Raw genomic sequence first — 26,335 nt, forward strand, 5'->3', positions numbered from 1 at the left:
TTACGTTTTTCAATTCTTAAATTGGCGAAATTTGGCAAAATTTTGTATTTTGGCATTCCCAAATCAATACAAATTCTTATGAAAAAAATCTACTTACTTACTGTTATTATAATGTCTGCTTGTCTGTTGCACAGTCAGGAAAATCCTGTCAGATTAAAACAAATTAATATTATAAAAACCAATTATCAGAATTCTAAAGATGGTGAAATTGTAAACAAAACCGTTTTGTTCAAAGATGGAAAAATACAAACCATTACCACTTCAGATGTTGTTCAGCATTTTTTTTACAACAAAAACGGATTATTGGATATGACTGTAAAAGATAAAATAGGGAGTGAATGGAAAGAGGTTATAAACTACACTTATAACCCTGATGACAACATTACAAAATTTGTTAAAAAATATCAGGAAGGTTCTGATTACATTACAAAAGTGGTATCATTTGCCTACGAGGGAGCAAGAATAAAAGTCACGACTAAAAAAAGTACAAATCACCAGAATCTGGTTGACGATATCGAATATATTGTAGAGAATGGTATTATTGTCAGACGTACTTCACGGGATAAAAACAAACAAATTATTGGTAAAATCGAATATGTTTACAACAACGACAATGTAGTAAAACATAAAGGCCTGGTTGGTGATAAAATTTCTAAAACCTATACTTTTGATGATAAGAAATCCGTAGAATCTTTAATTGTACAAAGCTTATTTGGTAATAATTATAAAGTAATTGTTCCTATGATTTCCTATCATGAAGATGAATTTAGTTTTGAAGCAATATCGTATAATAATGAAATGGATTTCAGTCCTTCTTCTACAGCTTTGGTTGCTGTTTCCAGAAAGTATAAGTACAATAAATTAAATTTCCCTATATCTTGTTCTCAAATTGAGGAAAACGGAATTGTAAAAACAGAAAAATCATTTATTTACGAATAGATGAGATTTTAAAAAGATTAGGGACTAAGAATGTTGTTAACATAATATTCTTAGTCCCTAATCTTTTTATTAAGATGAAATTATTTAAAGATGAAATATTAATAATTTAAAAAGAGAATTCTATAAGAATTGTTACTTTTCAAATGATTAAATTTGCAACTTATTCAAAGCTATGTTAGAAAAAGAAGTAATAAATTTTGAAAAAACAGCCATCGTAGGTATTGTAACTCAAAATCAAAGTGAAGAGAAACTAAACGAATATCTGGACGAATTAGAGTTTTTGACTTTTACCGCCGGCGGTGAAGTTATTAAACGCTTTTCGCAAAAAATGGAACGACCTAATCCAAAAACTTTTGTTGGGACAGGAAAAATTGAGGAAATTAATCTTTTTGTAAAGGAAAATGATATTTCAACATTGATTTTTGACGATGAACTCTCGCCTTCGCAACAAAAAAATATCTCTAAAATAATAGAATGTAAAATATTAGACAGAACGCATCTTATACTTGATATTTTTGCACAAAGAGCTGAAAGTTCTTATGCAAGAACCCAGGTAGAATTGGCGCAATGCCAATATTTATTGCCCAGACTCTCAGGAATGTGGACACACCTTGAACGTCAAAAAGGAGGGATTGGAATGCGTGGACCGGGAGAAACCGAAATCGAAACGGATAGACGTATTGTTCGCGACCGTATTGCTTTATTAAAAGATAAAATCAAAACGATTGATAAACAAATGGGCGTTCAACGAAGTAATCGCGGTGCAATGGTGCGTGTTGCCCTTGTTGGTTATACCAATGTTGGAAAATCGACTTTGATGAACGCTGTTGGTAAAAGCGATGTTTTTGTTGAGAATAAATTGTTCGCAACCTTAGATACAACCGTTAGAAAAGTGGTGATTAAAAATTTGCCTTTTTTACTTTCGGACACGGTCGGTTTTATTAGAAAATTGCCAACTCAATTGGTAGATTCATTCAAAAGTACACTGGATGAAGTCCGAGAAGCCGATTTATTGCTGCATATTGTAGATATTTCACATCCTGAATTTGAAGATCATATTGCCTCTGTAAATCAGACTTTACAGGATATTAAGGCACATGAAAAACCGGTTATTATGGTTTTCAATAAAATTGATGCCTACAAACACCTGACGATTGATGAAGATGATTTAATGACAGAAAAGACACCAAGGCACTATACACTTGATGAGTGGAAAACAACCTGGATGCATCGTTTAGGCGAAGATAATGCGCTGTTTATTTCGGCTACCAATAAAGAGAATTTTGAGGAATTTAGAGAAAGGGTTTATGAAGCTGTAAGACAAATTCATATTACCAGATTTCCGTACAATAAATTTTTGTATCCGGATTATAAGGATGCTATTGAGAAAGAAGAGGAACAAGAATAAATAAAAAAACGGCTTTCGATAAACTAATTCGAAAGCCGTTTTTTTATTTATTCTTAATATTTTTGGAACCTACTGTTTTAATTTAGCCCTGAGTGAGGTGATATCCTTTTATGGCGGGGGGTTCGCCATAAAAGATTTAGCCGAAAGCAGGAACGATGTTTTATACAAACCTATTGTGTTGCTCCTCAATATTAGAATCCAAAACTAACTCCTAAACCAAAGACTTGTCTGGTTTGAAATCCACGGAAAGCATTGTCGTCGTAAATTGCCTGAAATGAAAAGTTCGCTGATAGAAATTTATTTACTTTCATGACGATATTTAAAGAGTAATCCATATCAACATTTTGTGGATCTTCTAAATAGTTTGAGTAAACATTCAGGGTATTTTCTGCAGTCACATTCGTCATGATGGCCAATTTATAATAAATTGAAGAATAGAAACCCAATTCGTAACGCATGCTTTTATTAGCATCAACTCCAAAATAATCTCCATCAACATATCCAGTTCCTGATGTGTAAGCACTGTCTACAAAAGTAAACTTTGAGGTTAATGGCGCAAAATTGATTTTTAAATTAACATCTTTTGACCAGTAAATACCCGGACCTGTAGTAAGATATCCCGGAGACATAAACTTGGTGCTTTCGGTTCTGATTTCTTTACCGTTAACATCCTGACCATAAATATAGCCTGTTGTAAACTGTGTCCTGAAATTCAAAAAGTAAGAGTAATACCATTCTCCAAAAGCTTTTTTACCTACAATGGAATTAAATTCCAAACGGTCATCTGTTTTTTTTGCGAAATCGGCTGTTTTGGTCTGCAAAAGTCCATAAGAAGCCAGGATTTTGTTATCCCAGGTTATATCGTCCTTTTTATAATTGAAGTCGTAATTAATTCCCAGCGTTCCTGAAAAACTGTCTTCCCCTCCTGCAATCCAATTGTTGAAACTTGACTGATTTAGTAAAAGGGATACAATTCCTTTAGTTTTCCAGCCTTCGTCTACAATAGTATCATTTATTATGTTTACCGCTTTTTCGGTATTCTGAATCAATTCTTTTTCTGTATTTTGTGCCTGAGCAAAAGTAAAGTTCGCTAAAATGAAGAATAATAACGTTATCTTTCTCATGGTTGTGTCGTTTAAGTGTATAGTAACAAATATACTAAAAACCGTTAAAAGGTCTGGAATTTATTGAGTATAAAGAAAGTTATTTCTTAGATTCTTTGTACAAGGGTACCGCAGAACAGGCTTCTCCGTACATAATACTTCTTGCAAAAGGCTGCAAATATGTTGTTGCTAAAATATAAGCACGCATTGGAACCGGTTTCCTCGAACAGCCTTTTACAATTACGGGCTTGCTTTTGTATACCGAATAATCTATTGCAGGTAAGATTTCTTCGTATAAGCTTCCGTCCAGGTCTTCTATGGTTCCATTAACTACTTTTTTTGCAAAAGGCGCTAATTGTACTGCTACTAAAATTAGAGCCCAAGCGGGTACTATAGCATCAGTACTGCAATTAACGGCCACATATTGATCCTGATATTGCGACCAGTCGTGGTTTTTTAAGTGTTCCCTAAAGTCTTTTTCTTTTAATAAAAAGCCTTCCAAAAGCCATTGCGAAATGTCAATTTGCACACGGATTCCTTTTGGATAATAATCTTCCAAGTCAAAAACTTCTAAAACACTATTGGCAACTTTATTGATAATTTCTTCCATTTCTTTTTAGTCTTCAGTCACAGTTCTCAGTCACAGTAACAAACTGTAAACCGAGACTGTAAACTGTATACTTTTTAAAGCATTCCTAGTTCTAATTTTGCTTCTTCGCTCATTAAATCCTTACTCCATGGCGGATCGAAAGTGATTTCAACTTCCGCATCCTTAATATTTTCTATTTTTTTTACCTTTTCTTCTACTTCTCTTGGCAAACTTTCTGCCACCGGGCAGTTAGGAGATGTTAAAGTCATCAGGATTTTTACTTCGTAATCAGTATTCACCATTACATCGTAAATTAATCCCAATTCGTAAATATCTACAGGAATCTCCGGATCGTAAATCGTTTTTAAAACCTTTACGATTGATTCTCCTAATTCGTTGGTGTCTATAATTGTTTCTTCCATGTCTTATTTATTATACCACAGATTATGTGATTGTTTTATTTGCCACGAATTTCACGAATTATTCACAAATTAGTTTTTCTTAATTAGTGCGAATTAGTGAAATTTGTGGCTATTTTGAATTTAGTTTTTGTTTTTTGAATCAAATGCCAAAGCATACATTTTGATGTTTTTTATCATCGAAACCAAACCGTTGGCACGAGTTGCCGATAGATGTTCTTTTAAACCAATTTCGTCTATAAACTGCGTATCAGCATTTATAATGTCTTCTGCTTTTTGATTGGAGAAAGCCCTGATCAAAATTGCAATAATCCCTTTGGTCAAAATAGCATCACTATCTGCAGTAAACACAATTTTATCCTCTTTTTGTTCGCCCTGCAACCAAACTTTCGACTGACAGCCTTTGATTAAATTTTCGTCGGTTTTGTATTCTTCCTTAATTAACGGAAGACTTTTTCCTAATTCGATGATGTATTCGTAACGCTGCATCCAGTCATCAAACATCGAAAATTCGTCTATTATTTCGTTTTGTATTTCTTTTATTGTCATAATTATTCTTTAACAAAATCAGTCAGTAAATTTACCAATTTTTCTATTTCCTTTGGAGGAAAACCATTGTCAAAACCTTGAGTTTCGTAGGTTTTCTGATTTTGAGTTATTTTTAAATTCCCAATCGCAGCACCATCATAAAAACGTTTTTCGGTTGGTGCTTTTAAAGTTGGGACATTATCTAAATTTATTTTTTCAAATTCAGTTACAATTTTGTCCCAATCCGCTTTTTCAATTTTATTTTCTACCGCTTGGGCATCCCTGCCATTAGTAACTAAAACCAATTGATTTTGTACCACTATCTTTTTATAAAAACCTCTGGAAACTGCCGAATATTCAATAACTGTTGACGTCATGTCAGTTTTTTTTTGGCTGGAACATCCTGTTCCGATAAAAATAACCAAGAACAATAAAGATAGTATTCTCATAAGATGAATTTTAGCTTAACATAGTTTTTGCTTTTTTAATGGCCTCTACCATTAAATCAATTTCTTCTTTAGTATTGTAAAAAGAAAAAGAAGCACGAATGGTTCCCGGAATACAAAAGAAATTCATAATTGGCTGTGCACAATGATGTCCGGTACGAACTGCAATTCCTAATTTATCAATTATCGAACCGATATCATAAGGATGAATTCCATCAATATTAAACGAAACTACCGAAGCTTTATTTTTGGTATTTCCGTAAATTCTCAAACCTTCAATTTCAAGTAAACGTTTTGTTGCATGTTCCAAAAGTTTGTTTTCCTGAAGCTGAATATTTCCAAAACCAATGCCATTCAAATAATCGACAGCGGTTCCTAAAACAATTCCTCCAGCGATATTAGGCGTTCCGGCTTCAAATTTATGAGGCAAATCGGCATAGGTTGTTTTTTCGAAAGTAACTTCCTTAATCATTTCACCACCACCCTGGTAAGGAGGTAATTTGTTTAACCATTCTTCTTTTCCGTACAGAATTCCTGTTCCGGTTGGTCCGCACATTTTATGTCCTGAAAAGGCATAAAAATCGCAATCCAAATCCTGAACATCCGGTTTCAAATGCGGTACCGCCTGTGCACCGTCAATTAAAACGGCAGCGCCAACGGCATGCGCTTTTGCAATCATCTCTTTTACAGGATTGATAACTCCCAAAGCGTTAGAAATGTGGTTTACTGTAACAATCTTAGTTTTATCGGATAATAAAGACTCGTAAGCGCTCATAATAAGTTCGCCTTCTTCATTGATTGGAATCACTCTAAGGACAGCGCCTGTTTTTTCGCACAACATTTGCCAGGGCACAATATTACTATGATGTTCCAAAGCAGAAACCAAAACTTCATCGCCCGGTTTTAAAATAGAGGCAAAACCATTGGCTACTAAGTTAATTCCGTGGGTAGTTCCGGAATTAAAAAGTACTTCATGTGCGAATTTGGCATTAATATGATGTTGCAATTTTACACGTGAAATCTCATAAGCATCAGTCGCTAACTGACTTAATGTATGAACTCCACGGTGAATATTGGCGTTTATTTCCTGATAATATTTCGCAATGGCATCAATCACAATTTGTGGTTTTTGCGAAGTGGCCCCGTTGTCGAAATATATTAATGGTTTTCCGTTGACTTTTTCAGAAAGTATCGGAAAATCAGCTCTTATTTTTTGAATATCCAGCATAATTTATTTAGAAAAATTCTATTTACAAAAGTACTAAAACTAAATTGTTTTATCCGCCAATTCTATAATTTCCTTTTATAGCACTATTAGTTTCATATTTTGAATACCTAATCAATTATTTTTAACACATAGTAACATAGATTTTTTAAACTAAAAAAAGGCATTTCACTTATTTAAAAAACACATAGGTAACTATGTGAAAAAATCTGTATTTTATAATATTGATTTTTCTGTGTTTCCAGAATTGAAAATTCAAATTGAGTAATAAAATCTTGACTTTAAATTATTTATATTGCATAAAAAATAGCTGTATCGAAATATGAAAAAAATCCTCAAATTACTGGCACTTGTTTTAATTCTCATCATTTTTTATTTTGGATTTACCACTTATCCAAAGCTTGATTTGATTTCAGGTTTTTCAGCCAAAAGTATTGCTTCAGGGCATTTTTTAGATAATCGTTCAAAAGAATTAATCGAAAAAACCGACAACGATATTAATTTAATTGATTTGGCAACCAACACAATTGACGATGCGGGGAAATTTGCAACCTCAGCTGTTTATGGATTGAAAGAACGAAAAGCAATTTATCGCGAAGGTTTGGGAGCTACTTTAATTAATGATTATTTTGATGTTTCGAAACCTTATTTAGTTCCAAAACGAAACAAATTAGTTAATGATTTACCTTTTCCTTATGGAAATAACGAACCCAAAGACACTCTTTTTGCAAATGTGGATTACGTAAAATTAAAGAAAGCAGTTGATAATTCTTTTGACAAAACTGGTGGAAAATTAAAACGAACACGTGCTGTAATCGTTCTGTATAAAAATAAACTGATTGCCGAAAAATACGATAGCGGTTTTACCAAAGACAGTAAAATTTTAGGCTGGTCCATGACAAAAAGTATTACCAGTTCAGCCTTTGGAGTATTGGCAAAACAAGGAAAAATAGATATTTATAAACCTGCACCAATTGCTGAATGGCAAAAAGATGAGCGTAAAAACATCACCATAAACGATTTATTGCACATGAATTCGGGTTTGGAGTGGGAAGAAAATTACAATACTATTTGCGATGCGACCAAAATGCTTTTTCTGGCAGAAGATATGGGAAAAGTCCAACTGGATAAACCCGCTCAGTTTAAACCCAACATGAATTGGAATTACTCCTCAGGAACGACAAATTTATTATCCAGAATTTTGAGAAATCAGTTTAAAACACATCAGGAATATCTTGATTTTTGGTACAGTGCCGTAATTGATAAAATCGGAATGAATTCGATGATTGTCGAACAGGATATGACCGGAACTTTTGTAGGTTCGTCTTACGGATGGGCAACACCCCGTGACTGGTCAAAATTTGGCTTGTTGTATCTTAACAAAGGAAATTGGAACGGCGAGCAAATTCTCGATGAAAGCTGGGTAAAATACACCACAACACCTACCAATACTTCTGAAGGAAAATATGGCGCACAATTCTGGCTAAACGCCGGTGGGAAATTCCCGGACGTACCTCGCGACATGTTTTATTGCAGCGGTTATCAGGGACAAATGGTGGCTATTATTCCGTCACTGAATATGGTGATTGTGAGAATGGGATTGAAAGAAGATCCTGCTTTTGATTTTAATGGGTTTTTGAAAGGGATTATTGGGAGTATAGTAATTAATTAAAATCTATCTTTTAGTTAATTTAAAAATGCGTTATTTAAGTTTTTAAGCCTCTAAATTAATTTAAAAATACGCTATTTAAGTTTTAAGTGGTTTTTCTTAAATAAGCGTATCTTTGTTTAAGTTTTTTAATTAAATTAATATGGAATCATTTATTTCTGGTCAATACATAAATCAAGGTTATTATAAAAGTTTTCAACCCAATCTAATAAATAAGAATTGGATTTTAAATAATATGGAAGTTATCCAACTGTTAAGTAAAGCTGACAGGCATCTTGGACGTCTTGATATGTATTCAGAATATGTCAACATTGATTTGTTTATTAGAATGCACATTGCTAAAGAGGCAACACAATCTTCTAAAATTGAGGGTACACAGACAAATATAGAAGAAGCTTTCTTAAAAAAAGAAGAGATTGCTTATGAGAAAAGAGATGATTGGGAAGAAGTTCAAAATTATATAAGCGCTATGAATGAAGCGGTTAAACTTTTGCATAGACTTCCATTTTCATCAAGATTAATAAAACAAACCCATAAAATCCTATTACAAGGAGTAAGAGGAGAACATAAATTACCCGGTGAATATCGAAGTAGTCAAAATTGGATTGGAGGTGCCACTATCAACGATGCAGTTTTTATACCTCCTTTTCATAGCACAATTAATGAGCTAATTTCAGATTTAGAATTTTTTGCAAATGATGAAATTAACCCTTTACCGGATTTGATTAAAATTGCTATTATTCATTATCAATTTGAAACAATTCACCCTTTTTTAGATGGTAACGGAAGAGTAGGACGCTTGTTAATAACAATTTATCTGGTTAGTAAAGGAATTTTAAAACAGCCTATTTTATACTTGTCTGATTTTTTCGAAAAAAACAGAATTTTATATTATGATAATTTAATGAGAGCAAGAACTCATAATGATATAAATCAATGGCTGAAATTTTTCCTGACAGGAGTTATTGAAACAGCCCAAAAAGGAGTCAAAACTTTCGATGGAATTTTGCAACTACAAAAAAATCTGGAAGAAAAATTAAAAACTCTGGGAAATAGAAATACTGATGCTAGAAAAGTAGTTGACTATTTATATACTCAACCCATTATAGAAATCTCAAAAGTAGAAGAACTTATACAAAAATCTTCTGTTACAGGTTATAAACTATTAGCTGATTTAGAAAGATTAAATATTATTAAAGAAATTTCAGGAGCTCAGCGAAATAAGCTCTTTGTTTTTAAAGATTATTTAGATTTGTTTAATAATGATTAATTTAAAAAACCGAGAAACTAATAAAAAGTCTATCGGTTTTTTTTATTTAAATCCTGTCTTGTCCTGAAAAATTATTTTTTAGCCACAAACCTCGGGTCAGATTCCATCACCGTTCCGCAATTATCGCAGGTTCTTAATTCTTCTGAATTGTAGAAATGTTCGAAATGCGGAAGGAAATCTTTTTCGATATTGTGCAATTCAAAAAACACTTCATATAATTTATGGTTGCAGTTGTCGCAATGCCAAAGCAAACCATCGGTATAACCCAATCCGGCACGCTTGCGCTCGATAACCAAACCAATAGAACCCTCGGAACGAACCGGAGAATGCGGAACTTTAGCAGGATGCAGATACATATCGCCTGCATTCAGAATCATTTCTTTACGTTCGCCATCTTCCTGGATAATTACTTTTATATTTCCTTCAAGCTGGTAAAAAAGCTCTTCGGTTTCGTTGTAATGATAGTCTTTTCGCGCGTTTGGGCCTGCTACGATCATGACAATGTAATCGCCTGAATCAACATATAAATTTTTATTCCCAACCGGCGGTTTTAGTAAATGGCGGTTTTCGTCTATCCATTTTGTCAGGTTGAAAGGTTTTGCTATGGCCATTTTTTTGAAGGTACTAAGTTTCTGATTTTCTGAGAGGCTAAGTTAGTAAAAAGTTTGCAGTCTCCGTTTGCAGTCTCAGTGGTTCCTTTGTAAAACTGAAACTGAAAACTGTGACCGTGACTGTTAACTGCTTTTTTACAACATCTCTTTTATCAAATAAATATAAACGGGAAAATGATCACTAAAACCAACTTCGGTTGTGCTGTGCCGTAACGGATATCCTTTATATTGTCCGGAATTCTGAATAAGATAGGGTTTATTGAAAATCCCTGCTTTCCAAAATTTAAAAGACGTAAAATCTGGTTTTATAAGCGATTCTGTAATGATGATCTGGTCAAAAATATCCCAGGAGTCCCTAAAGGCAATTGTTCCCATTCCGCGTTTTGCCATTTCTTCAAACGGGTTGAAAGTGCCAAATTCAGGAACGTCAGCTTTTTTAGCTTTTGCTCCCAAAGCTACTTTTACGCTTTTATTATAAGGCCCGTCATTTAAATCGCCCATCGTAATGACTTTTGCATTTGGATTGATTTGCTGGAGTGAATCGATGATTTTTCTATTTAATTTTCCTGCCTCTTCCCTATATTTACTTGTCACTTTTTCTCCACCGGAACGCGAGGGCCAATGGTTTACAATGATATTGATTTCTTCTCCCTCTAAAAATCCTGTAATCAAAAGCTGGTCACGGGTAAAAACACGGTTATTTCGTATTTTAACTTCTGTCTCTTCGTCTGTTGATTCACTTTTATCTGGTTCTTCCACTTTCTTATTTTTGGATATATATAAAGGTATGTTCGAAAAAGAAGTCGGTTTGAAAAATTTCTTCTGATATAATAAAGCCACATCTATTCCGCGTTTGTCCGGCGAATCAAAATGAATGATTCCGTAATCGAAGCGGAGCAGTTTTGGTTCTTTGATTAATTCTTCCAGAACGCCACGGTTTTCAATTTCTGAGCCGCCAATGAAAGTGGGGGCATTTGGATTTTCGGGTGTTCCGATTTCAGATAAAACTTTAGAAAGATTCAGCAGCTTTTGATTGTACTTTTCTACTGTCCAATTTTGCGCTCCGGTTGGAGTCCATTCATCATCATTGGTGTAGACATCATTATTAGTATCAAAAAGATTTTCGAAATTATAAAAAGCAACTGTGTGGATAACATACTTTTTGGATTGTCCAAAGGATGAAATAGAAAACGAGAAAATCAGACAAATCCAAATTATAATTATTCGCATAAATAATGAGCTATTTTAAAGCTCTGAAATTAATCAAAATTTATTTATTTGTGAGAAATTTACAGTGTTTTTATTTTTTTAAATCTTTATCTTTGTTTCAAATAAACCTTAAGCAAAAGAGAAAAAAATGTATACTAACCAATTCTTACCAATAAATAAACATTTTGCATTTTGTAAATTCGTATTTCTTATTTTTGCTTTATACCCATTTACCTGTCAATCACAACAAAACATGATAACACCCCCTTATTTACAAAAAGGCGATACCGTTGCCATTTTAGCCACAGCCCGAAAAAATATCGATAATAATTTAAAGCCTACTATAGATTTACTGCATAGTTGGGGTTTAGAGGCCGTAATTGGAAGCACTATTGGTTTTGACCTACACCAATTAGCCGGAACTGATGAGCAACGTGCCGCGGATTTCCAAAAGCAATTAGACAACCCTAATATCAAAGCTATCTGGTGCGTTCGTGGTGGATATGGAACTGTTCGAATGATTGATTTATTGGATTTTACGAAGTTTATACAACATCCAAAATGGATTATAGGTTTTAGCGATGTTACTGTTTTGCACAACCATCTTAATACAATGGGCTATAAATCAATTCATGGTACAATGCCCGTGAGTATTCCAAGAGCAACTCTGGAAGCTATCAGTACATTAAAAAAGAGTTTGTTTGGTGAACCGCTTTCTTATTCGGTTGGCCCGGATAAAATGAATCGTTTTGGAAAAGCAACCGGCGAATTGGTTGGTGGAAATTTATCTATTCTCTACAGTTTATTAGGATCACAATCGGCTATTGACTGCAAGGATAAAATTTTATTTATCGAAGATCTGGATGAATATTTATACCATATCGATCGTATGATGATGAACCTCAAACGCAATGGCTGTATCGATAATCTGAAAGGTATTGTGATTGGGGCCATGACAAAAATGAAAGACAACGATATTCCGTGGGGAAAAAATGCCCTTGAAATTGTTGATGACGTGACCAAAAAGTACAATATTCCGGTTATTTTTAATTTCCCGGCAGGGCATATTCAGGACAATAGAGCCCTTATCATGGGAAGTACTATTTCAATTGATGTAAATGCTGCTGGAAGTACTGTTATTTTCCAAAAATAACGTAACCGTTTTTTAAATTAAGAAAAAAATACCACAACATACAAATCTCGCAGAGACGCAAAGTCTCAAAGATTCCTATTTAAAGACACAGATTGAAAAGATTAAAAAAAAATCTGCTCAAATTCTGTAGAACCTGCATGAAACAAAGAACTTAACGACTTAGCGTCTTCGAAATAATCTCATTGTATTATAAAATTTCATGTTCAGACTGAAAACTGAGACTAAAAACTAAAAAAATGGCTGAACATAATGAACTAGGGAAAAAAGGAGAGGAACTTGCAGTTGAATATCTATTGCAAAATGGTTATGAAATTTTAGACCGAAACTGGACTTTTCAGAAAGCCGAAATTGATGTCATTGCCAGAAAAGAAAATACTCTAGCCATTATTGAAGTCAAAACACGTTCCAGTATTGATTTTGGTCTTCCACAGGATTTTGTAAAACCTAAAAAAATTCAATTACTCATAAAAGCAGTAAATGCCTACATAAACTATAGGGGAATGGATTTTGAAATACGATTTGACATTATTGCCATCCATAAAAATGGAGAATCATTTGCAATTGAACATCTTACGGATGCTTTTTATCATTTTTAACATAATTTTTTATTGTTATATTTGTAACAAATTGTTTTTTTATTTATATTTGTCCAGATTTTTAACATCACACAAATTGACCAAACTAACTAACTAAGTACAAAAAAAATTAAAAATTATGAAAACTGTTTCTTCTATTGTAGAAAATTACATTAAGACAAAGCCTTTTTTATTGAATGCATTGTCACTCGGAATTATCAATTTAACTTCTCTGTCGAGAAATATTATGACCGAATTAGAGAGTGAATTTGGTAAAGAAGTAAAACAAGGCGCTGTTGTAATGTCTCTTAAGCGTCTAACGGAAGAATTAGATTTTAAACTGAACCACAAAATCAACAAGGTCATTAAAAACATTGGTGAAATCACGGTTCGTTCTGAATTGACAGATTACACTTTTGCAGCTTCTGACACCGTATTGAACAAACAAGCTGATTTGATTTCTGATATTAATGTTTTGTCTGATATTTTTTATACCTCATCACGTGGCGTAAATGAAACCAATATTGTAGTAAGCAGCAGTATCAACCATTTAGTTGAAAAACACTTTATTCGTGAAAAACTAATTCAGAAATTAGACAATCTGGCTTCTATTACCGTAAAATTACCGAAAGAAAATATCGTTGTACCGGGAATTTACTATTTCATTTTTCAGCGTTTAGCCTGGGAAGGAATTATTATTAATGAAGTAATTTCGACTTCAAACGAATTTACGATCCTGGTAGGTGAAGAACAAGTTGACGTTGCTTTTAAAGTGATTAAAGACTTAAAAAATTAATTTCTTTCGAGAAAACCCCCCAAATCAAAAAAAAGAAAAAAAGACAATATACAAAAGAGGCTGTTTCACGACAGTCTCTTTTTTTTATGCCCCTTCGCAAGTGGGATTGTGCACAACAGGAAAATTACACGAATTGGCTATAAAACACAATTGATTAGCTTTTTTATGCAATTCTAAAGCTTCCTGTATTTGATCCGGATTTGCAATTTTGGATATAAACGAACTTCTGTAAAACGGCCGCTTCCGTCTGGAGTAGCTTCAAGCGTTGCTGCGGCATTATCTGAATACTCCAAAACTTCGATTCCGTTTTGGGAACATACATATAAATACGACATCATATGGCAGGAAACCAAACTGCTTAACAACAAATCTTCCGGATTGTATAAATCCGGATCGCCTTTGAAGGCTTTCGCTGCCGAAACATCCAAAACTGGTTTACCTTCGATTTTTATTTGATGGCTTTTGGCGTAGAATTTTCTTCCTGATTGTTCCTGATTTTGGTTGGAAGTCCAGTTTATTGTTGCTTTGAAGTGATGTTTGGAGGTCATTTTTTAATATGTTTAGCTTTTTTACAATATATCCCCATCCTTTCTAAAAATTAGATCTAAAAAAACTCAACTTTAAATTAAGCTTAAATCCACATCAGGTACTATTGGTCAAACACTGTTTCTATTTAGTCTCTTCATCGAATTGTTTTGTCCATTCTTTTACAAGTAATGGCACACGAGTAACTGCTTCTTTTCCAAAAATAACTTCTGTCACAAGTCCCATATGCAACATATCACATATTCTACATAAATATGATTTTCCCATTCCCCACCAAGTATTATGGTCATCAATCATTAAGCAATGATGAATCTTTCTTCCTAAATGATCACGAACTTCTTTCAGTTCATAACCATCAAGTTGTGTCTCGTAGACTCCATCAGCAACTCGGCTACCAAATGTTGTTGTATAATAATATTCTTTGATTTCCCACAAAGCGATTGGATTTATAACGTTAGGAAATGAACCATCAACTCTCCTAGACAAACTACGAATGGGAAAATTATTGTGAGTAAAAGCAGATAGTTCTTTTGGATCATAGTTACAATCATATCCTTTAGAATTTGCTTCAATTAACATATTTATAATTGAAGTGAAATATGCGGGACCTTGTTTTTCTCCTTTCTGTTTATTCAAAGGTTCAGGACATGTGGGCTTTAAATCTGCTTTTAATTTTGTATACAAATCTCTAGCTTGTTTAAGGTTCTGAAGATTTGGTTCAATATGATAAGTAAGAAAATTAGCTCTAAATTGAAAATATTCAATAAGTAAACGACCAAAGTCAGTTACTTCATTTTTTAAAACAATTTTACTTGAATCCAATCCAAGTTTATCATAAGCAGTTACAATTTCCTCAATAGATGGAATTTTAATAGTTCCTAATCCTCTGTTTGTATAACCAACTTTTTGACTTATGAGTTTTACATTTGCCCAAAACTCTTGTGGTTGTTTTAAAAACTTATTTTCTGCTTGCATCTACTTTATTTTCAAATTCTGTTAGAAATTCCATTATGTTTGTGTTGAAACACTTTAAAATTTCCCGAAGTTCAATAAAATCAATTCTTCTTTCTCCACTTTCAATTTTACTAATGAAAGATTGAGGGACTTTTAGTAAGTCAGCAAGATCAGATTGGCGTAAACTAGACGATACTCGAAGTTGATATAACATTTCGAGTAATATTTTATTTTCCCTACTATTAAGCGATTTTTTCACACTTCAAAATTATATCCTAAAATAGAATATCCCAAAATAGGATAATAGCACAAATGTATTATCTTTGAAAATAAATCTACAGTATATGCAACTCACATTAGAAGAAAAGTATGGAACATATTATCCGCCAAAATCACAGTTATTAAAATGGGTTGGTAACAAACAAAAATTTGCTGCGGAAATTACAAGAAGCTTTCCAACCCAATATGGAAGGTATTTTGAACCATTTTTAGGAAGTGGGGCAATTTTAGCAACTGTAGCACCTCATAATGGATTAGGTTCTGATACATTTGAACCATTAATGCAAATTTGGAAAATGCTAAAAGCAAATTCTAATGAATTAGTTGATTGGTACGCAGAAAGAAGAAACAAAATAGGAGAAGAAACAAAAGAAGAAGTCTATAAAAGAGTTTTAGCATCGTATAATACAAAACCAAACGGCGCAGACTTTCTATTCTTAACTCGTTCTTGTTATGGTGGAATAATTCGTTTTCGTAAGGCTGATGGATATATGTCAACTCCTTGTGGCGTTCATGATCCAATTTCTGTAGAAAGTTTTTCCAAACGTGTAAATGAGTGGAAGAACCGTTTAAGCAAAGTTGATTTTGAACATTGTGATTATAGAGAAGCTTTTTCACAAGCAAAATACGGTGATTTAATTTATTGTGACCCTCCATATTCACATAGTCAAACAATTCTTTATGGAGCGCAAGATTTCAAATTAGAAGATTTATTATTAGAAATCGATAAAGCAAAATCAAAAGGTGTACGTGTAGCACTTAGTATTGACGGGCATAAAAAATCTGGAAACTTACTTTGCGATTTGCCAATTGAGCATGGTCTTTTTGAAAAGGAACTTTATGTGGATTGCGGAAGATCAATGTTGAGAAGATTTCAATTAGAAGGTCAAACATTAGAAAATGAAAACGTTTCTGATCGATTATTATTAAGTTATTAATTCCCGTCTGGAATTTGTTATGCATATCTAAAATTAATAAACACTGAAAAATTTCCAAAACAAAAAAACCTCGAAATCACAACTTTCGAGGTTTTTAGAGAACTAAACTAATAAACTTATTTAAACTATTTTTTTACAGAAAATTTAAAAGTAGTCTTAGTTTTATAATTTTCTCCCGGATTTAAAACTGTCGTTGGAAAGTCTTTCTGGTTAGGAGAATCCGGATAATGCTGTGTTTCTAAACAAAAAGCTGTTCTGTGCGCATAAGTTCCGCCATTACGCATTGGTAAAGTTCCGTCAAGGAAATTACCTGAGTAAAACTGAATTCCAGGTTCATCGGTAGTCATTTCTAACACTCTTCCGCTTGCAGGATGGTAAGCTTTTGCAATGATTGTTTTTCCTTTTTCAGGATTGTTTAAAACCCAGCAATGGTCATATCCTTTTCCTCTTATTAATTGCTCATCTTTAACATTGATATCTTTTCCGATTGATTTTGCTTTTCTGAAATCAAAAGGTGTATTAGCAACATCTTCCAGTTTTCCCGTTGGGATTAGCGTAGCATCTACAGGAACAATTTTATCGGCATTCAAAGTCAATTCATGATCTAAAATTGTTTTAGAGAAATCACCAGATAAGTTAAAATACGTATGCTGTGTTAAATTCACGACTGTCTTTTTATCTGTTGTAGCTTCATAAAGCACCTCTAATTCATTGTTTTTAGTCAATGTGTACGTTACTAAAACCTTTAAATTCCCAGGATAGCCTTCTTCCATATCTTTACTTAAATAAGATAATTTCAAAACAGCTGATTCTCCGGATTTTGCTTCTTCTGCCTTCCAAACTACTCTAAAAAATCCTTCCGGTCCTCCATGCAGTGCATTAGATTCATTATTAATTGCTAATTGGTATTCTTTTCCGTCCAAAGAAAATTTACCTTTTGCAATTCTATTTCCAAATCTTCCAATTAATGCTCCAAAAAACGGATTTGGTTTCATGTATTGTTCCAAAGAATTAAATCCGGTTACCACATTTTCAGAAACACCTTCCTTATTTGGTACTTTTAAATCAGTAATAATTCCGCCAAAAGTGATGATATCCACTTCCATCCCGTTTTGGTTTTTCAGCTTATAGCTGTCAATTTTTTCCCCTTTTGGAGTTGTTCCGTAATCCGATTTTACAATTGTTACAGAATCTTTTACTTCTTGAGTTGTATTCGTCTCCATTTTTTTATCGCTTTTACATTGAACTGAAAGTGTTGCCAAACCGATTATTGTAATTCCGAAAGCACAACGTTTTAATACATTCATAAATACTGGTTTTTTTAAGTTAGTAAAGTCTTAAAGTCGAAAGTCTCAAAGTCAGATTCAAAGTTAATTAAACTTTATGACTTTAAGACTTTCGACTAAATTATAGTCCGTGTTGAAACGTATGATAGTACGCTTCGTTGGCATTAATTTTATCTTTAAAATCTCTAATTGTTGTTTTTTCATCAATAACCAATAATTCAATACCGGCAATATCTGCAAAATCTTCCATAAATTCTGTCGTAACAGACTGGCTATAAACAGTATGGTGCGCTCCTCCGGCCAAAATCCAGGCTGTCGCTGCAATCTCAAGGGTTGGCTTGCAATCCCATAAAACTCTTGCAACCGGAAGTTTAGGTAATTCAGCCATTGGCTTGATCGCTTCGACTTCGTTCACGATTAAACGGAAACGATTCCCCATATCAACCAGTGAAACATTAATGGCATCTCCCGCAGGTGAATTAAACACCAAACGGGCAGGATCTTCTTTTCCGCCAATTCCTAACGGATGTACTTCGCATGAAGGTTTTCCATCAGCAATAGAAGGACAGATTTCCAACATGTGTGATCCTAAAACGTATGATTTTTGAGGTGTGAAATGATAGGTGTAATCTTCCATGAAAGAAGTTCCTCCTTCAAGACCAACATTCATTACTTTTAATGCACGAACCATGGCAGCTGTTTTCCAGTCACCTTCGCCACCAAAACCGTAACCATCGGCCATTAATCTTTGTGTTGCAATTCCGGGTAATTGTTTCCAGGCCCCCAGATTTTCAAACGTATCTGTAAAAGCTCCAAAACCTCCTTCTTCAAGGAAAGCTCTTAAACCTAATTCGATTTTAGCAGCTTCTACTAATGAACTTCTTTGTGCTCCGCCTTCTTTTAAGGAATCAGTTAGAGAATAGGATAATTCGTAAACTGCCAATAAATCATTTAATTCCTTATCAGTAACTTTTTCAATATGTTTGGTAACATCCGAAGAATCAAAACCGTTAACCGACATTCCAAAACGAATTTGAGCCTCCACTTTATCACCTTCAGTAACGGCAACTTCACGCATATTGTCTCCAATACGGGCTACTTTCAGGTTTTGAAGTTCATCCCATCCTAAAGCGACTCTTGTCCAGATCCCTAATTTTTTCTGAACTCTTTCGTCTTCCCAATGACCCACAACTACTTTTCGTTTTTTACGCATTCTTGACATAATGAAACCAAATTCACGATCTCCGTGAGCCGATTGATTCAGGTTCATGAAATCCATATCGATAGTTCCCCACGGAATTTCGGCATTGTATTGCGTGTGTAAGTGGCATAATGGTTTTTTCAAAATGCTCAATCCGCCAATCCACATTTTTGCCGGAGAAAAAGTATGCATCCAGGCCACAATTCCGATACAGTTTTTAGCTGAATTAGCTTCCAAACAAACATCTAAAATTTGCGAAGGAGATTTTACCACATTTTTATAAACGACCTTTACCGGAATTTGAGACGATGCATCTAATCCTTTTGCAATTATTTGCGAATGTTCCGCAACTTTTCTTAGTGTTTCTTCACCGTATAATTCCTGGCTTCCTACTACAAACCAAACTTCTTTTTGAGAGATATCTATCATTTCTTCTTTGTTATTTTGTTTTAAGTTTCAGGTTTCAATTTTAAAACCTCTTAAAATCTTTGTTCTATACTCTTTCTTCTTTTATCTAAATTTACTGTCCGTAATACGAATCTTTTCCGTGTTTACGGTTGTAATGTTTCTTTATTAAGGAATCTTTCAATCTTGGTGCGTTCGGATTTATTTGTAAAGTCAGATAGGCCATTTCGGCTACGACTTCTAAAACCTTGCTGTTGTAAACTGCTTTTGCTGCATTTTTGCCCCAGGCAAACGGACCGTGATTTCCAATCAAAACCATTTCTACCTCTTCGTAAGAGAGATTTTTTTCTTTGAAACAATCCAAAATCTGAATTCCGGTATTGTGTTCGTAGTTTCCTTCGATAAGTAAATCTGCCATCGGTGGCGCGCACGGAATATCAGCCGTTAAATGATCGGCATGTGTGGTTCCGAAAATTGGAATATCCTGCTGTGACTGCGCCCAGGCTACTGAATACGTTGCATGTGTATGTGCAACGCCTCCAATATTTGGCCAGTTTTTGTATAAATAAGCATGCGTTTTCGTGTCTGATGACGGACGCATAGTTCCTTCGATAATATTATTGTCAAAATCAACAATCACAATATCTTCCGGTTTTAAATCTTCATAAGGAACACCGCTTGGCTTAATGGCAAAAACACCATTTTCTCTGTCGACCGCACTTACATTTCCAAAAGTATACACCACCAAATTCAATGCATTTAACTGCATATTGGCTTCGTAACATTCTTGTTTTAAATCTTTATACTGAGAACTCATTTTCTGTAATTTTAATAGATGGATCTGCAAAAGCACTTAACTGATCGTAAGCAATAAGCAGTTTATTGTAAGCTGCAACTTTGTCAAGTTGTGGTGTGTATTCACTTTCAAAAGGACTTCCCATTTTTTGACTGGCTTCAATTACATTTGGATAAATTCCAGAAGCTACAGCGGCATAAATTGCTGCTCCCAAAGCCGGAGCCTGATCTGATAAGGCTACTTTTATTGGTTTGTTTAAAACGTTAGCCAGAGTCTGCATGATAAAAGGAGATTTACGGGCAACACCACCGATACCGATAACGCTGTCAATTTTTACGCCTTCTTCTTCAAAACGATCGACAATTTTTTTAGATCCAAAACAAATTGCGTTTACCAAAGCTTTAAAAATATGAGGCGCTTTTGATCCTAAGGATAAGTTTGAAATGGCGCTTTTTATTTCCTGATTAGCATCCGGAGTTCTGCGTCCGTTGATCCAGTCTAAAGCGGTTGGTATGCTTTCTGACAACGGAATCTTTTCAGCTTCTTTCGTCAATTCAACGATTAATTTATCGCTGAATTCTTCTCTTAATTTTTCTTTTTGTTCTTCATTTAAAATAGAGGAAGAACCTAATAATTGTTCCGTTGGCCACATTAGTAATTCTTTGTACCAGGCCAATAAATCTCCAAAAGCAGATTGTCCTGCCTCAAGACCAATAAATCCGGGAATCACAGATCCGTCAACTTGTCCGCAGATACCGCGAACGGTTTTTGTTCCAACTTCATCATAAGAACCAACCAAAATATCACAGGTTGAAGTTCCCATAACGCGAACCAACGTGTTTTCACCAATTTTAGCCCCAACTGCTCCGGAGTGTGCATCGAAAGTTCCAACAGCAATAACTGTATCGGTAGTAAGTCCTAAACGATCAGCCCATTCTTTGCTTAAGTTTCCGGCAACTAAATCTGATGTATACGTTTCATCATATAAATTTCCGCGAAGCTGTGCTAAATACGGATGCAGTTTTTCTAAAAATTCTACCGGAGGTAAACCATTCCAGTCTTCGTGCCACATAGCTTTGTGACCCGCTGCACAACGGCTTCTTTTGAATGTTTTTAAATCTTTGTCTTCAATTAACAAATATGTCATCAAATCACAGTGCTCCAACCAGGTGTGTGCTGCATTTCGAACCGCTTCATCTTCTCTGGCAATGTGCAGGATTTTTGCCCAAAACCATTCTGATGAATAAATCCCGCCTACATATTTTGTTACATTTTCCCCGCCCCAGCTTACTGCCAGCTCGTTGATTTCGTTTGCTTCATTTATCGAAGTATGATCTTTCCACAACACCATCATCGCATTCGGATTTTCTTCAAAACCTTTTGTCAACGCTAATGGAATTCCTTCTTTTGTAACCGGAACCGGAGACGACCCCGTTGTATCAATACAGATTCCGCGAACGAGTGAAGGATCAACACCGCTTTCTTTTACAACAGTCTGAATCGTAATTTCCAATCCTTCAATATGATCCAGAGGATGCTGACGAAACTGATTTATGGATGCATCACAATATTGCTTGTTTTTCCATCTTTTGTAATGAGAAACATTTGATGCCAATTCCTGCCCATTTTCAGTATCTATTAGCACCGCACGAACAGAATCTGTTCCATAATCTAATCCTATAACGTAATTTTTCATTCGAAATTCATTTTAATGAGACAAATATAAATATAATTAATTTATAAGTGTACAAAAAACACTTAATAAAAAACAAGCTTGTTGTTTTTTACAGATAATGCATCAAACCAATGATTTAAGTTCAAAACAAAAAACAAACGTTCCTTATACATTTATTCTGTTGCGATTATTTCATCTTTATTTTCAAAACAGTAACCGAATATGCCGGGAAATTGTATTGAATCTGACTTCCTTTCAGCTTAAATTCGCTTTCTTTAGGGCTAATTTTGGTAGGCGCTGCAAAAGAATTCTCATCATTTAAGCCGTCTCCTTTCAGAATTATTGCCGTTCCTTTAGCATCTAATTTGACCCCTTTAACATCAATTGAAACATTTTGATCCGCTGCCGATGTATTAACAATTTTTAGAATTACTTCTTTAGAATCAATATCTTTTACTGCCGAAGCAAACAAATCGTTTTGTCCTGTAACTGCTTTTCCGTCTTTTGTAATGTTGATTAAATCTGTTCCTCTGTTATTTGCGAATAATTTCTGAACATAATAATTTGGTGTCCCGTAGGATTCTAAATTATTAAACCAAATCATATCCGGTGTCCATTGCCAAGCATCCACATGTGCCAATAATGGTGCATAGGAAGTTAAATGAACCACTTCTGCATTACGCTCCATCCCGGTCATAAAAGCGGCTTCAGAAAAAGCACATTCCCAGTTATTTTTATTATCCGGACTCACAGTAGCAGCATATTCTCCGGCAAAAACCTTAGGCCCTTTACGGTCATAATTATCGTAACGGGTTGCATTTTTACGGAACCACTCCGAGCTATTATAATAATGCTCATCAACGATTTCTGCATTTAGTTTTTTAAGCTCAGTCATACCATATTCAAAATAATCTCCTGCAGGAAAAGGTCCTGTTCCGGAAACAATTGTAATGTTTGGATATTTTGCTTTGATCGCTTTTTGAAAAACTTTGAAACGTTCGATATAATCTGGTCCCCATTGCTCATTTCCAACTCCGATAAATTTTAAATTGAATGGTTTCGGGTGTCCCATATTGGCTCTTACTTTTCCCCAGGCTGTATTTAAATCGCCATTTGCGAATTCAATCAAATCTAAAGCATCCTGAACATAAGGATCCAACTGATCCATCGGAACCAACTCTCCTGTATTGAACTGACACGCCATTCCACAACTTAAAATTGGTAGTGGAGAAGCTCCAATATCTTCAGAAAGCTGGAAATATTCGAAAAATCCCAACCCAAAACTCTGAAAATAATCCGGTGCCGGTCTGTGGGCAAATTCTATATTCCAACGATTGATCATGGTTTCCCTGTCTTCTACATTTCCAACCGATTTTTTCCATTGATATGATATCGCTCCGCCAATGTTTTTCCTTCTACAATACAACCTCCCGGGAAACGTAAAAAACCTGGTTTCAAATCGTATAACAATTGTACTAAATCTTTGCGTAAACCGTTTTTTCTTCCCTGCCAGGTATCTTCCGGAAATAATGAAATCATATCCAGCTTGATGGTACCGGTTCCTTCAAAGGTGATTTTTATTTTCGCTTTTGCTTCAGTTGCCGTTGCTGTTAATTGTGCGGTATAATTGCCCCAGTCATTTGATGTAGGCGTAATGGAAGTTTCACCCAATACCTTTTTATTTTTATCAATAAACTGAATTTTGATCTTAGAAATATTTCCGGATTCTTTTGCTGCTTTCAGCGACAAATTATAATGAAAATCTTTTTTGATTCCCATTCCCCTGAAACCTTCATTAATTAATTCATAACCATTTGCATCGTTTACTGTAACTCTGCAATAATTGTGATTGGTTCCTTTTTGGGAATACTGAATAATTTTTGCAATTCCGGATTCCTGATTCAATTTATGCCTATCGCTGTTTGGCTCGTCCCATCCCATGAATGGAAGTTCAAATTCGAACGATCTGTTTTTAATCATTTCAGCATATAAACCTCCATCGGCAGCAAAATTGATATCTTCAAAAAACACTCCGTACATGGTGGGCTGAATTTTGGTAACTGTTTTTGCAACGTCAACTTGAAGATTATTTTTTTGTGCCGAACCATAAAAGCCGTTCAGCAATAAACCGAAAAGGGTAATTTTAGTAATTAAATTGGTTTTCATTTTTTTTATTTAAATGTGTTTTTATGGAACGCGGATAACACTGATTCACTAAGTGAAGACGTGGATAAAAACGGATTTTTATTTTTTTTTGTCTATATATTTCTAATACATAGGAACATAGCTTTTGATTTAAAAAAAACTAAGGGCGCAGGATTCATAACCCTGAGATCAATGCAATACTATGTAAGCAAATATTTATTTGTTATTAACCTCTTTTATTCATTTTAAATTCTATGATTCTATGTGTTTAAATATTTTTTCACGCAGATTCGGCAGATTGCTTCGCCAGTTCGCTATCGCCAGGGTGAGCAGATTTTTTTCTAATCTTTTTATGCTTTATCTGTGACTTTTTCTTGATTCTTTGTTCTATATTCTTAATTCTCTTTATAATCCAACCAGACTTTCATTTTTCCAACGCCTCTGTTTGACCAAGTGTAATATGGAATTGCTTTGAATTTTGAATTCTCGATTACATTTATACCTTGCAATAAATTCGCTTCTTTTCTTACTTTGAAAGTATCTCCGGCTTCGACATTTATTTTGTCAAAATTGGTTTTATTGTCAATTTCTTCAACAGCATAAACGATTGGTCCGTATTCCAGGGAAACCTTGTTTTTATTGGATTCTACCTTTGGGCTTGTTTCTACTTCCTGAACTTCCATTGGAAAATTAAGGCTGATTTTGTCCCCTTTTTTCCAATTTCTGGTAACAATGAAATAACCGTCTTCTGGCTGAATTGCCAAAGCTTCTCCATTTAAATTAATAGTTGCTTTTTGGGTTGAAGCTTTTTTATAAGTGTATAAATCACCCGGCAAAACTTCATTTCTTGCCCAGCCCGGAACACGGAATTTAATTGTGAACTTGCTGTCTTTTTTCGGATTAACTGAGATACCTATATTACCATTCCAAGGATAGGCTGTCTGTTGCCAAATCTGTAAATCAGTTTTCCCTAATTTGAAAGAGGCGTCGTTTGATGCATATAAATTCACATACAAAACATCATTTGTTTTTGAATAGATAAGTCCCGGAATCGAAGGAACAAAACGTATTAAATTGGTTGGACAGCAGGAGCAATCAAACCAAGCCTGGCGAGTACAAGATCCTCTGTTCGATTCATAAACACCATCAGCTTCCAAAGCATTCGGGTAGAAAAATTGCTTTCCGTCAAGGGAAATTCCGGAGATTAAACCATTATACATCGTTCTTTCGATCACATCAAAATATTTAGAATTTCCGGACAAATTATGCAATCTGTGATTCCAGTAAACATCGCCAATTACAGCGCAGGTTTCGTTGTAAGCAGTAAGGTTAGGCAATTCGTAATTTGCTCCAAAAGCTTCTCCTTCATGTTTGGAACCTAATTCCTCCGGTGATATACATTTTCTTGTTTACCATATTATCCCATAAATTATTTACGGCATCAGTATATCCTTTGTCTTTGGTCATTGCTGCAATGTCTGTCATCCCTGCATACATATAAACTCCTCTTACGGCGTGACCTACAACTTCATTTTGCTGTACTACCGGAATATGGTCTTGTGCATATTCTCCATATAATTTATGATTATTTGGATTACCACGATTGTCTAAATAATACTTAGCTAATTTTAGATAGCTTTCATTATGTGTTACCTGGTACAATTTGATCAAACCTGTTTCTACAATCTGATGCCCCGGAACACCTTTTACCTGTCCTGGCTTATCGCCAAAAGTACGCACAAGCATATCGGCATTTTTGATGGCAATGTCGAGAAAATTTCTTTTTCCTGTTGCTTCATAATGTACAACTGCGGCTTCTATCAAATGTCCTGAATTATACAATTCGTGACTAATCTCAAGCGATTCCCAACGTTTGCCTTCAATAACCGGAACCCAGGTACAAGGCGGTTTTGCCGGATTTATAGTTCTCCACGTTGTTAAGTAACCGTCTTTTTCCTGACCAATTTTTACAATGGCAATCAGCGAATCTAAAACTCGTTCTAATTTTGGATTTGGAGCAGAAATCAAAGTATTCGAAGCGCCTTCAATTATTTTGTAAACATCAGTATCGTCAAAAGGCATTTCTCTTACTGTTCCGGTTTTTTGTTTTCCTGCAATCATGAGCGTTCCCATAAGAAGCATCGGTTTGATACATTAATAGTATTCGCCG

Annotated in this window: 26 protein-coding genes and 1 pseudogene; 8 read left to right on the top strand and 19 right to left on the bottom strand. The window is 34.5% G+C overall.

Annotated features, from left to right (window positions below):
- Positions 1-78: 78 nt before the first annotated feature.
- Together J2W48_RS02225 and hflX are read left to right on the top strand one after the other, a co-directional pair.
- Positions 79-939, top strand: coding sequence for a hypothetical protein (locus tag J2W48_RS02225; protein WP_310277392.1), 861 nt, complete (start codon positions 79-81; stop codon positions 937-939).
- Positions 940-1,111: 172 nt separating this feature from the next.
- A complete protein-coding gene (gene hflX, locus J2W48_RS02230) occupies positions 1,112-2,347 on the top strand; it encodes a GTPase HflX (RefSeq protein ID WP_310277395.1) in 1,236 nt (411 codons plus the stop codon).
- A 191-nt stretch (positions 2,348-2,538) separates the two neighbouring features.
- Here hflX and J2W48_RS02235 read toward each other — a convergent pair whose 3' ends face one another.
- The 6 genes from J2W48_RS02235 to J2W48_RS02260 form a co-directional block, all read right to left on the bottom strand.
- Positions 2,539-3,471: a DUF3078 domain-containing protein gene (locus tag J2W48_RS02235; RefSeq protein WP_310277398.1), complete on the bottom strand. Its 933-nt coding sequence runs from the start codon at positions 3,469-3,471 to the stop codon at positions 2,539-2,541.
- A gap of 79 nt (positions 3,472-3,550) precedes the next feature.
- Positions 3,551-4,060 (bottom strand): DUF2480 family protein, encoded by a 510-nt coding sequence (locus J2W48_RS02240; RefSeq protein WP_310277401.1) that lies wholly within the window; start codon positions 4,058-4,060, stop codon positions 3,551-3,553.
- Between the two features lie 74 nt (positions 4,061-4,134).
- The gene (locus J2W48_RS02245) at positions 4,135-4,461 is read right to left on the bottom strand and encodes an SUF system Fe-S cluster assembly protein (protein ID WP_310277403.1); all 327 of its coding nucleotides are present in this window, start codon (positions 4,459-4,461) and stop codon (positions 4,135-4,137) included.
- A gap of 120 nt (positions 4,462-4,581) precedes the next feature.
- Complete coding sequence (locus tag J2W48_RS02250; protein WP_310277405.1) at positions 4,582-5,007, bottom strand: SufE family protein; 426 nt, start codon at positions 5,005-5,007, stop codon at positions 4,582-4,584.
- Positions 5,008-5,009: 2 nt separating this feature from the next.
- On the bottom strand, positions 5,010-5,435 hold the full coding sequence (locus tag J2W48_RS02255) for a hypothetical protein (protein WP_310277408.1): 426 nt from the start codon (positions 5,433-5,435) through the stop codon (positions 5,010-5,012).
- 10 nt (positions 5,436-5,445) lie between these two features.
- Complete coding sequence (locus J2W48_RS02260) at positions 5,446-6,660, bottom strand: aminotransferase class V-fold PLP-dependent enzyme (protein WP_310277411.1); 1,215 nt, start codon at positions 6,658-6,660, stop codon at positions 5,446-5,448.
- A 319-nt stretch (positions 6,661-6,979) separates the two neighbouring features.
- On the opposite strand from J2W48_RS02260, the gene J2W48_RS02265 reads away from it, so the two are divergent.
- Complete coding sequence (locus J2W48_RS02265; RefSeq protein ID WP_310277414.1) at positions 6,980-8,329, top strand: serine hydrolase domain-containing protein; 1,350 nt, start codon at positions 6,980-6,982, stop codon at positions 8,327-8,329.
- A gap of 139 nt (positions 8,330-8,468) precedes the next feature.
- Positions 8,469-9,596: a Fic family protein gene (locus tag J2W48_RS02270; RefSeq protein WP_310277417.1), complete on the top strand. Its 1,128-nt coding sequence runs from the start codon at positions 8,469-8,471 to the stop codon at positions 9,594-9,596.
- A gap of 71 nt (positions 9,597-9,667) precedes the next feature.
- On the opposite strand, the gene J2W48_RS02275 is transcribed toward J2W48_RS02270, so the two are convergent.
- Positions 9,668-10,207 carry a 3-hydroxyanthranilate 3,4-dioxygenase gene (locus J2W48_RS02275; RefSeq protein WP_310277420.1) on the bottom strand — a complete coding sequence of 180 codons (540 nt, stop codon included), beginning with the start codon at positions 10,205-10,207 and terminating at the stop codon, positions 9,668-9,670.
- 135 nt (positions 10,208-10,342) lie between these two features.
- Positions 10,343-11,437: an endonuclease/exonuclease/phosphatase family protein gene (locus tag J2W48_RS02280; RefSeq protein WP_310277423.1), complete on the bottom strand. Its 1,095-nt coding sequence runs from the start codon at positions 11,435-11,437 to the stop codon at positions 10,343-10,345.
- A gap of 232 nt (positions 11,438-11,669) precedes the next feature.
- Here J2W48_RS02280 and J2W48_RS02285 point away from each other — a divergent pair, with 232 nt between their 5' ends.
- The 3 genes from J2W48_RS02285 to J2W48_RS02295 all read left to right on the top strand — a co-directional run bounded on the left by J2W48_RS02285 (position 11,670) and on the right by J2W48_RS02295 (position 13,940).
- Positions 11,670-12,569 carry a S66 peptidase family protein gene (locus tag J2W48_RS02285; protein WP_310277425.1) on the top strand — a complete coding sequence of 300 codons (900 nt, stop codon included), beginning with the start codon at positions 11,670-11,672 and terminating at the stop codon, positions 12,567-12,569.
- A 236-nt stretch (positions 12,570-12,805) separates the two neighbouring features.
- The gene (locus J2W48_RS02290; RefSeq protein WP_310277428.1) at positions 12,806-13,165 is read left to right on the top strand and encodes a YraN family protein; all 360 of its coding nucleotides are present in this window, start codon (positions 12,806-12,808) and stop codon (positions 13,163-13,165) included.
- A 118-nt stretch (positions 13,166-13,283) separates the two neighbouring features.
- Entirely contained in the window at positions 13,284-13,940 is a 657-nt protein-coding gene (locus J2W48_RS02295; protein WP_025570960.1) for an aspartate kinase, read from the top strand.
- Between the two features lie 84 nt (positions 13,941-14,024).
- Here J2W48_RS02295 and J2W48_RS02300 read toward each other — a convergent pair.
- The 3 genes and pseudogenes from J2W48_RS02300 to J2W48_RS23030 all read right to left on the bottom strand — a co-directional run bounded on the left by J2W48_RS02300 (position 14,025) and on the right by J2W48_RS23030 (position 15,654).
- Positions 14,025-14,488, bottom strand: a pseudogene (locus J2W48_RS02300) (OsmC family protein).
- A 121-nt stretch (positions 14,489-14,609) separates the two neighbouring features.
- Complete coding sequence (locus J2W48_RS02305; RefSeq protein WP_310277435.1) at positions 14,610-15,461, bottom strand: DUF7687 domain-containing protein; 852 nt, start codon at positions 15,459-15,461, stop codon at positions 14,610-14,612.
- Entirely contained in the window at positions 15,445-15,654 is a 210-nt protein-coding gene (locus J2W48_RS23030) for a helix-turn-helix domain-containing protein (RefSeq protein ID WP_409025161.1), read from the bottom strand. The genes J2W48_RS02305 and J2W48_RS23030 overlap by 17 nt, the downstream gene beginning before the upstream one ends.
- Positions 15,655-15,784: 130 nt before the next feature.
- Here J2W48_RS23030 and J2W48_RS02310 point away from each other — a divergent pair, with 130 nt between their 5' ends.
- Positions 15,785-16,657, top strand: coding sequence for a Dam family site-specific DNA-(adenine-N6)-methyltransferase (locus tag J2W48_RS02310; protein WP_310277438.1), 873 nt, complete (start codon positions 15,785-15,787; stop codon positions 16,655-16,657).
- A 125-nt stretch (positions 16,658-16,782) separates the two neighbouring features.
- On the opposite strand, the gene J2W48_RS02315 is transcribed toward J2W48_RS02310, so the two are convergent.
- The 8 genes from J2W48_RS02315 to J2W48_RS02345 form a co-directional block, all read right to left on the bottom strand.
- Complete coding sequence (locus J2W48_RS02315; protein ID WP_310277443.1) at positions 16,783-17,964, bottom strand: aldose epimerase family protein; 1,182 nt, start codon at positions 17,962-17,964, stop codon at positions 16,783-16,785.
- Positions 17,965-18,064: 100 nt separating this feature from the next.
- Positions 18,065-19,573: an L-arabinose isomerase gene (araA, locus tag J2W48_RS02320; protein WP_310277446.1), complete on the bottom strand. Its 1,509-nt coding sequence runs from the start codon at positions 19,571-19,573 to the stop codon at positions 18,065-18,067.
- A gap of 91 nt (positions 19,574-19,664) precedes the next feature.
- Positions 19,665-20,366: an L-ribulose-5-phosphate 4-epimerase gene (locus tag J2W48_RS02325; RefSeq protein WP_310277449.1), complete on the bottom strand. Its 702-nt coding sequence runs from the start codon at positions 20,364-20,366 to the stop codon at positions 19,665-19,667.
- A complete protein-coding gene (locus tag J2W48_RS02330; protein WP_310277452.1) occupies positions 20,350-22,041 on the bottom strand; it encodes a ribulokinase in 1,692 nt (563 codons plus the stop codon). Before J2W48_RS02330 ends, J2W48_RS02325 begins: the two co-directional genes overlap by 17 nt.
- Positions 22,042-22,207: 166 nt before the next feature.
- Complete coding sequence (locus J2W48_RS23035; protein WP_409025158.1) at positions 22,208-23,446, bottom strand: alpha-L-arabinofuranosidase C-terminal domain-containing protein; 1,239 nt, start codon at positions 23,444-23,446, stop codon at positions 22,208-22,210.
- Positions 23,377-24,186 carry a hypothetical protein gene (locus J2W48_RS23040; RefSeq protein ID WP_409025159.1) on the bottom strand — a complete coding sequence of 270 codons (810 nt, stop codon included), beginning with the start codon at positions 24,184-24,186 and terminating at the stop codon, positions 23,377-23,379. Before J2W48_RS23040 ends, J2W48_RS23035 begins: the two co-directional genes overlap by 70 nt.
- Positions 24,187-24,560: 374 nt before the next feature.
- Positions 24,561-25,502: a glycoside hydrolase family 127 protein gene (locus J2W48_RS02340; protein WP_310277455.1), complete on the bottom strand. Its 942-nt coding sequence runs from the start codon at positions 25,500-25,502 to the stop codon at positions 24,561-24,563.
- 28 nt (positions 25,503-25,530) lie between these two features.
- Positions 25,531-26,298 (bottom strand): beta-L-arabinofuranosidase domain-containing protein, encoded by a 768-nt coding sequence (locus J2W48_RS02345; protein ID WP_310277458.1) that lies wholly within the window; start codon positions 26,296-26,298, stop codon positions 25,531-25,533.
- Positions 26,299-26,335 lie beyond the last annotated feature (37 nt).

It is taken from the genome of Flavobacterium piscis, from assembly GCF_031457575.1.
GTDB lineage: Bacteria > Bacteroidota > Bacteroidia > Flavobacteriales > Flavobacteriaceae > Flavobacterium > Flavobacterium piscis_A.

What these genes read in the sequence shown, in the direction of transcription:
- J2W48_RS02225 (WP_310277392.1), top strand. Translation starts at nt 79, where the DNA reads ATGAAAAAAATCTACTTACTTACTGTTATTATAATGTCTGCTTGTCTG.
- hflX (WP_310277395.1), top strand. Translation starts at nt 1,112, where the DNA reads ATGTTAGAAAAAGAAGTAATAAATTTTGAAAAAACAGCCATCGTAGGT.
- J2W48_RS02235 (WP_310277398.1), bottom strand. Translation starts at nt 3,471, where the DNA reads ATGAGAAAGATAACGTTATTATTCTTCATTTTAGCGAACTTTACTTTT.
- J2W48_RS02240 (WP_310277401.1), bottom strand. Translation starts at nt 4,060, where the DNA reads ATGGAAGAAATTATCAATAAAGTTGCCAATAGTGTTTTAGAAGTTTTT.
- J2W48_RS02245 (WP_310277403.1), bottom strand. Translation starts at nt 4,461, where the DNA reads ATGGAAGAAACAATTATAGACACCAACGAATTAGGAGAATCAATCGTA.
- J2W48_RS02250 (WP_310277405.1), bottom strand. Translation starts at nt 5,007, where the DNA reads ATGACAATAAAAGAAATACAAAACGAAATAATAGACGAATTTTCGATG.
- J2W48_RS02255 (WP_310277408.1), bottom strand. Translation starts at nt 5,435, where the DNA reads ATGAGAATACTATCTTTATTGTTCTTGGTTATTTTTATCGGAACAGGA.
- J2W48_RS02260 (WP_310277411.1), bottom strand. Translation starts at nt 6,660, where the DNA reads ATGCTGGATATTCAAAAAATAAGAGCTGATTTTCCGATACTTTCTGAA.
- J2W48_RS02265 (WP_310277414.1), top strand. Translation starts at nt 6,980, where the DNA reads ATGAAAAAAATCCTCAAATTACTGGCACTTGTTTTAATTCTCATCATT.
- J2W48_RS02270 (WP_310277417.1), top strand. Translation starts at nt 8,469, where the DNA reads ATGGAATCATTTATTTCTGGTCAATACATAAATCAAGGTTATTATAAA.
- J2W48_RS02275 (WP_310277420.1), bottom strand. Translation starts at nt 10,207, where the DNA reads ATGGCCATAGCAAAACCTTTCAACCTGACAAAATGGATAGACGAAAAC.
- J2W48_RS02280 (WP_310277423.1), bottom strand. Translation starts at nt 11,437, where the DNA reads ATGCGAATAATTATAATTTGGATTTGTCTGATTTTCTCGTTTTCTATT.
- J2W48_RS02285 (WP_310277425.1), top strand. Translation starts at nt 11,670, where the DNA reads ATGATAACACCCCCTTATTTACAAAAAGGCGATACCGTTGCCATTTTA.
- J2W48_RS02290 (WP_310277428.1), top strand. Translation starts at nt 12,806, where the DNA reads ATGGCTGAACATAATGAACTAGGGAAAAAAGGAGAGGAACTTGCAGTT.
- J2W48_RS02295 (WP_025570960.1), top strand. Translation starts at nt 13,284, where the DNA reads ATGAAAACTGTTTCTTCTATTGTAGAAAATTACATTAAGACAAAGCCT.
- J2W48_RS02305 (WP_310277435.1), bottom strand. Translation starts at nt 15,461, where the DNA reads ATGCAAGCAGAAAATAAGTTTTTAAAACAACCACAAGAGTTTTGGGCA.
- J2W48_RS23030 (WP_409025161.1), bottom strand. Translation starts at nt 15,654, where the DNA reads ATGTTATATCAACTTCGAGTATCGTCTAGTTTACGCCAATCTGATCTT.
- J2W48_RS02310 (WP_310277438.1), top strand. Translation starts at nt 15,785, where the DNA reads ATGCAACTCACATTAGAAGAAAAGTATGGAACATATTATCCGCCAAAA.
- J2W48_RS02315 (WP_310277443.1), bottom strand. Translation starts at nt 17,964, where the DNA reads ATGAATGTATTAAAACGTTGTGCTTTCGGAATTACAATAATCGGTTTG.
- araA (WP_310277446.1), bottom strand. Translation starts at nt 19,573, where the DNA reads ATGATAGATATCTCTCAAAAAGAAGTTTGGTTTGTAGTAGGAAGCCAG.
- J2W48_RS02325 (WP_310277449.1), bottom strand. Translation starts at nt 20,366, where the DNA reads ATGAGTTCTCAGTATAAAGATTTAAAACAAGAATGTTACGAAGCCAAT.
- J2W48_RS02330 (WP_310277452.1), bottom strand. Translation starts at nt 22,041, where the DNA reads ATGAAAAATTACGTTATAGGATTAGATTATGGAACAGATTCTGTTCGT.
- J2W48_RS23040 (WP_409025159.1), bottom strand. Translation starts at nt 24,186, where the DNA reads ATGAAAACCAATTTAATTACTAAAATTACCCTTTTCGGTTTATTGCTG.
- J2W48_RS02345 (WP_310277458.1), bottom strand. Translation starts at nt 26,298, where the DNA reads ATGGGAACGCTCATGATTGCAGGAAAACAAAAAACCGGAACAGTAAGA.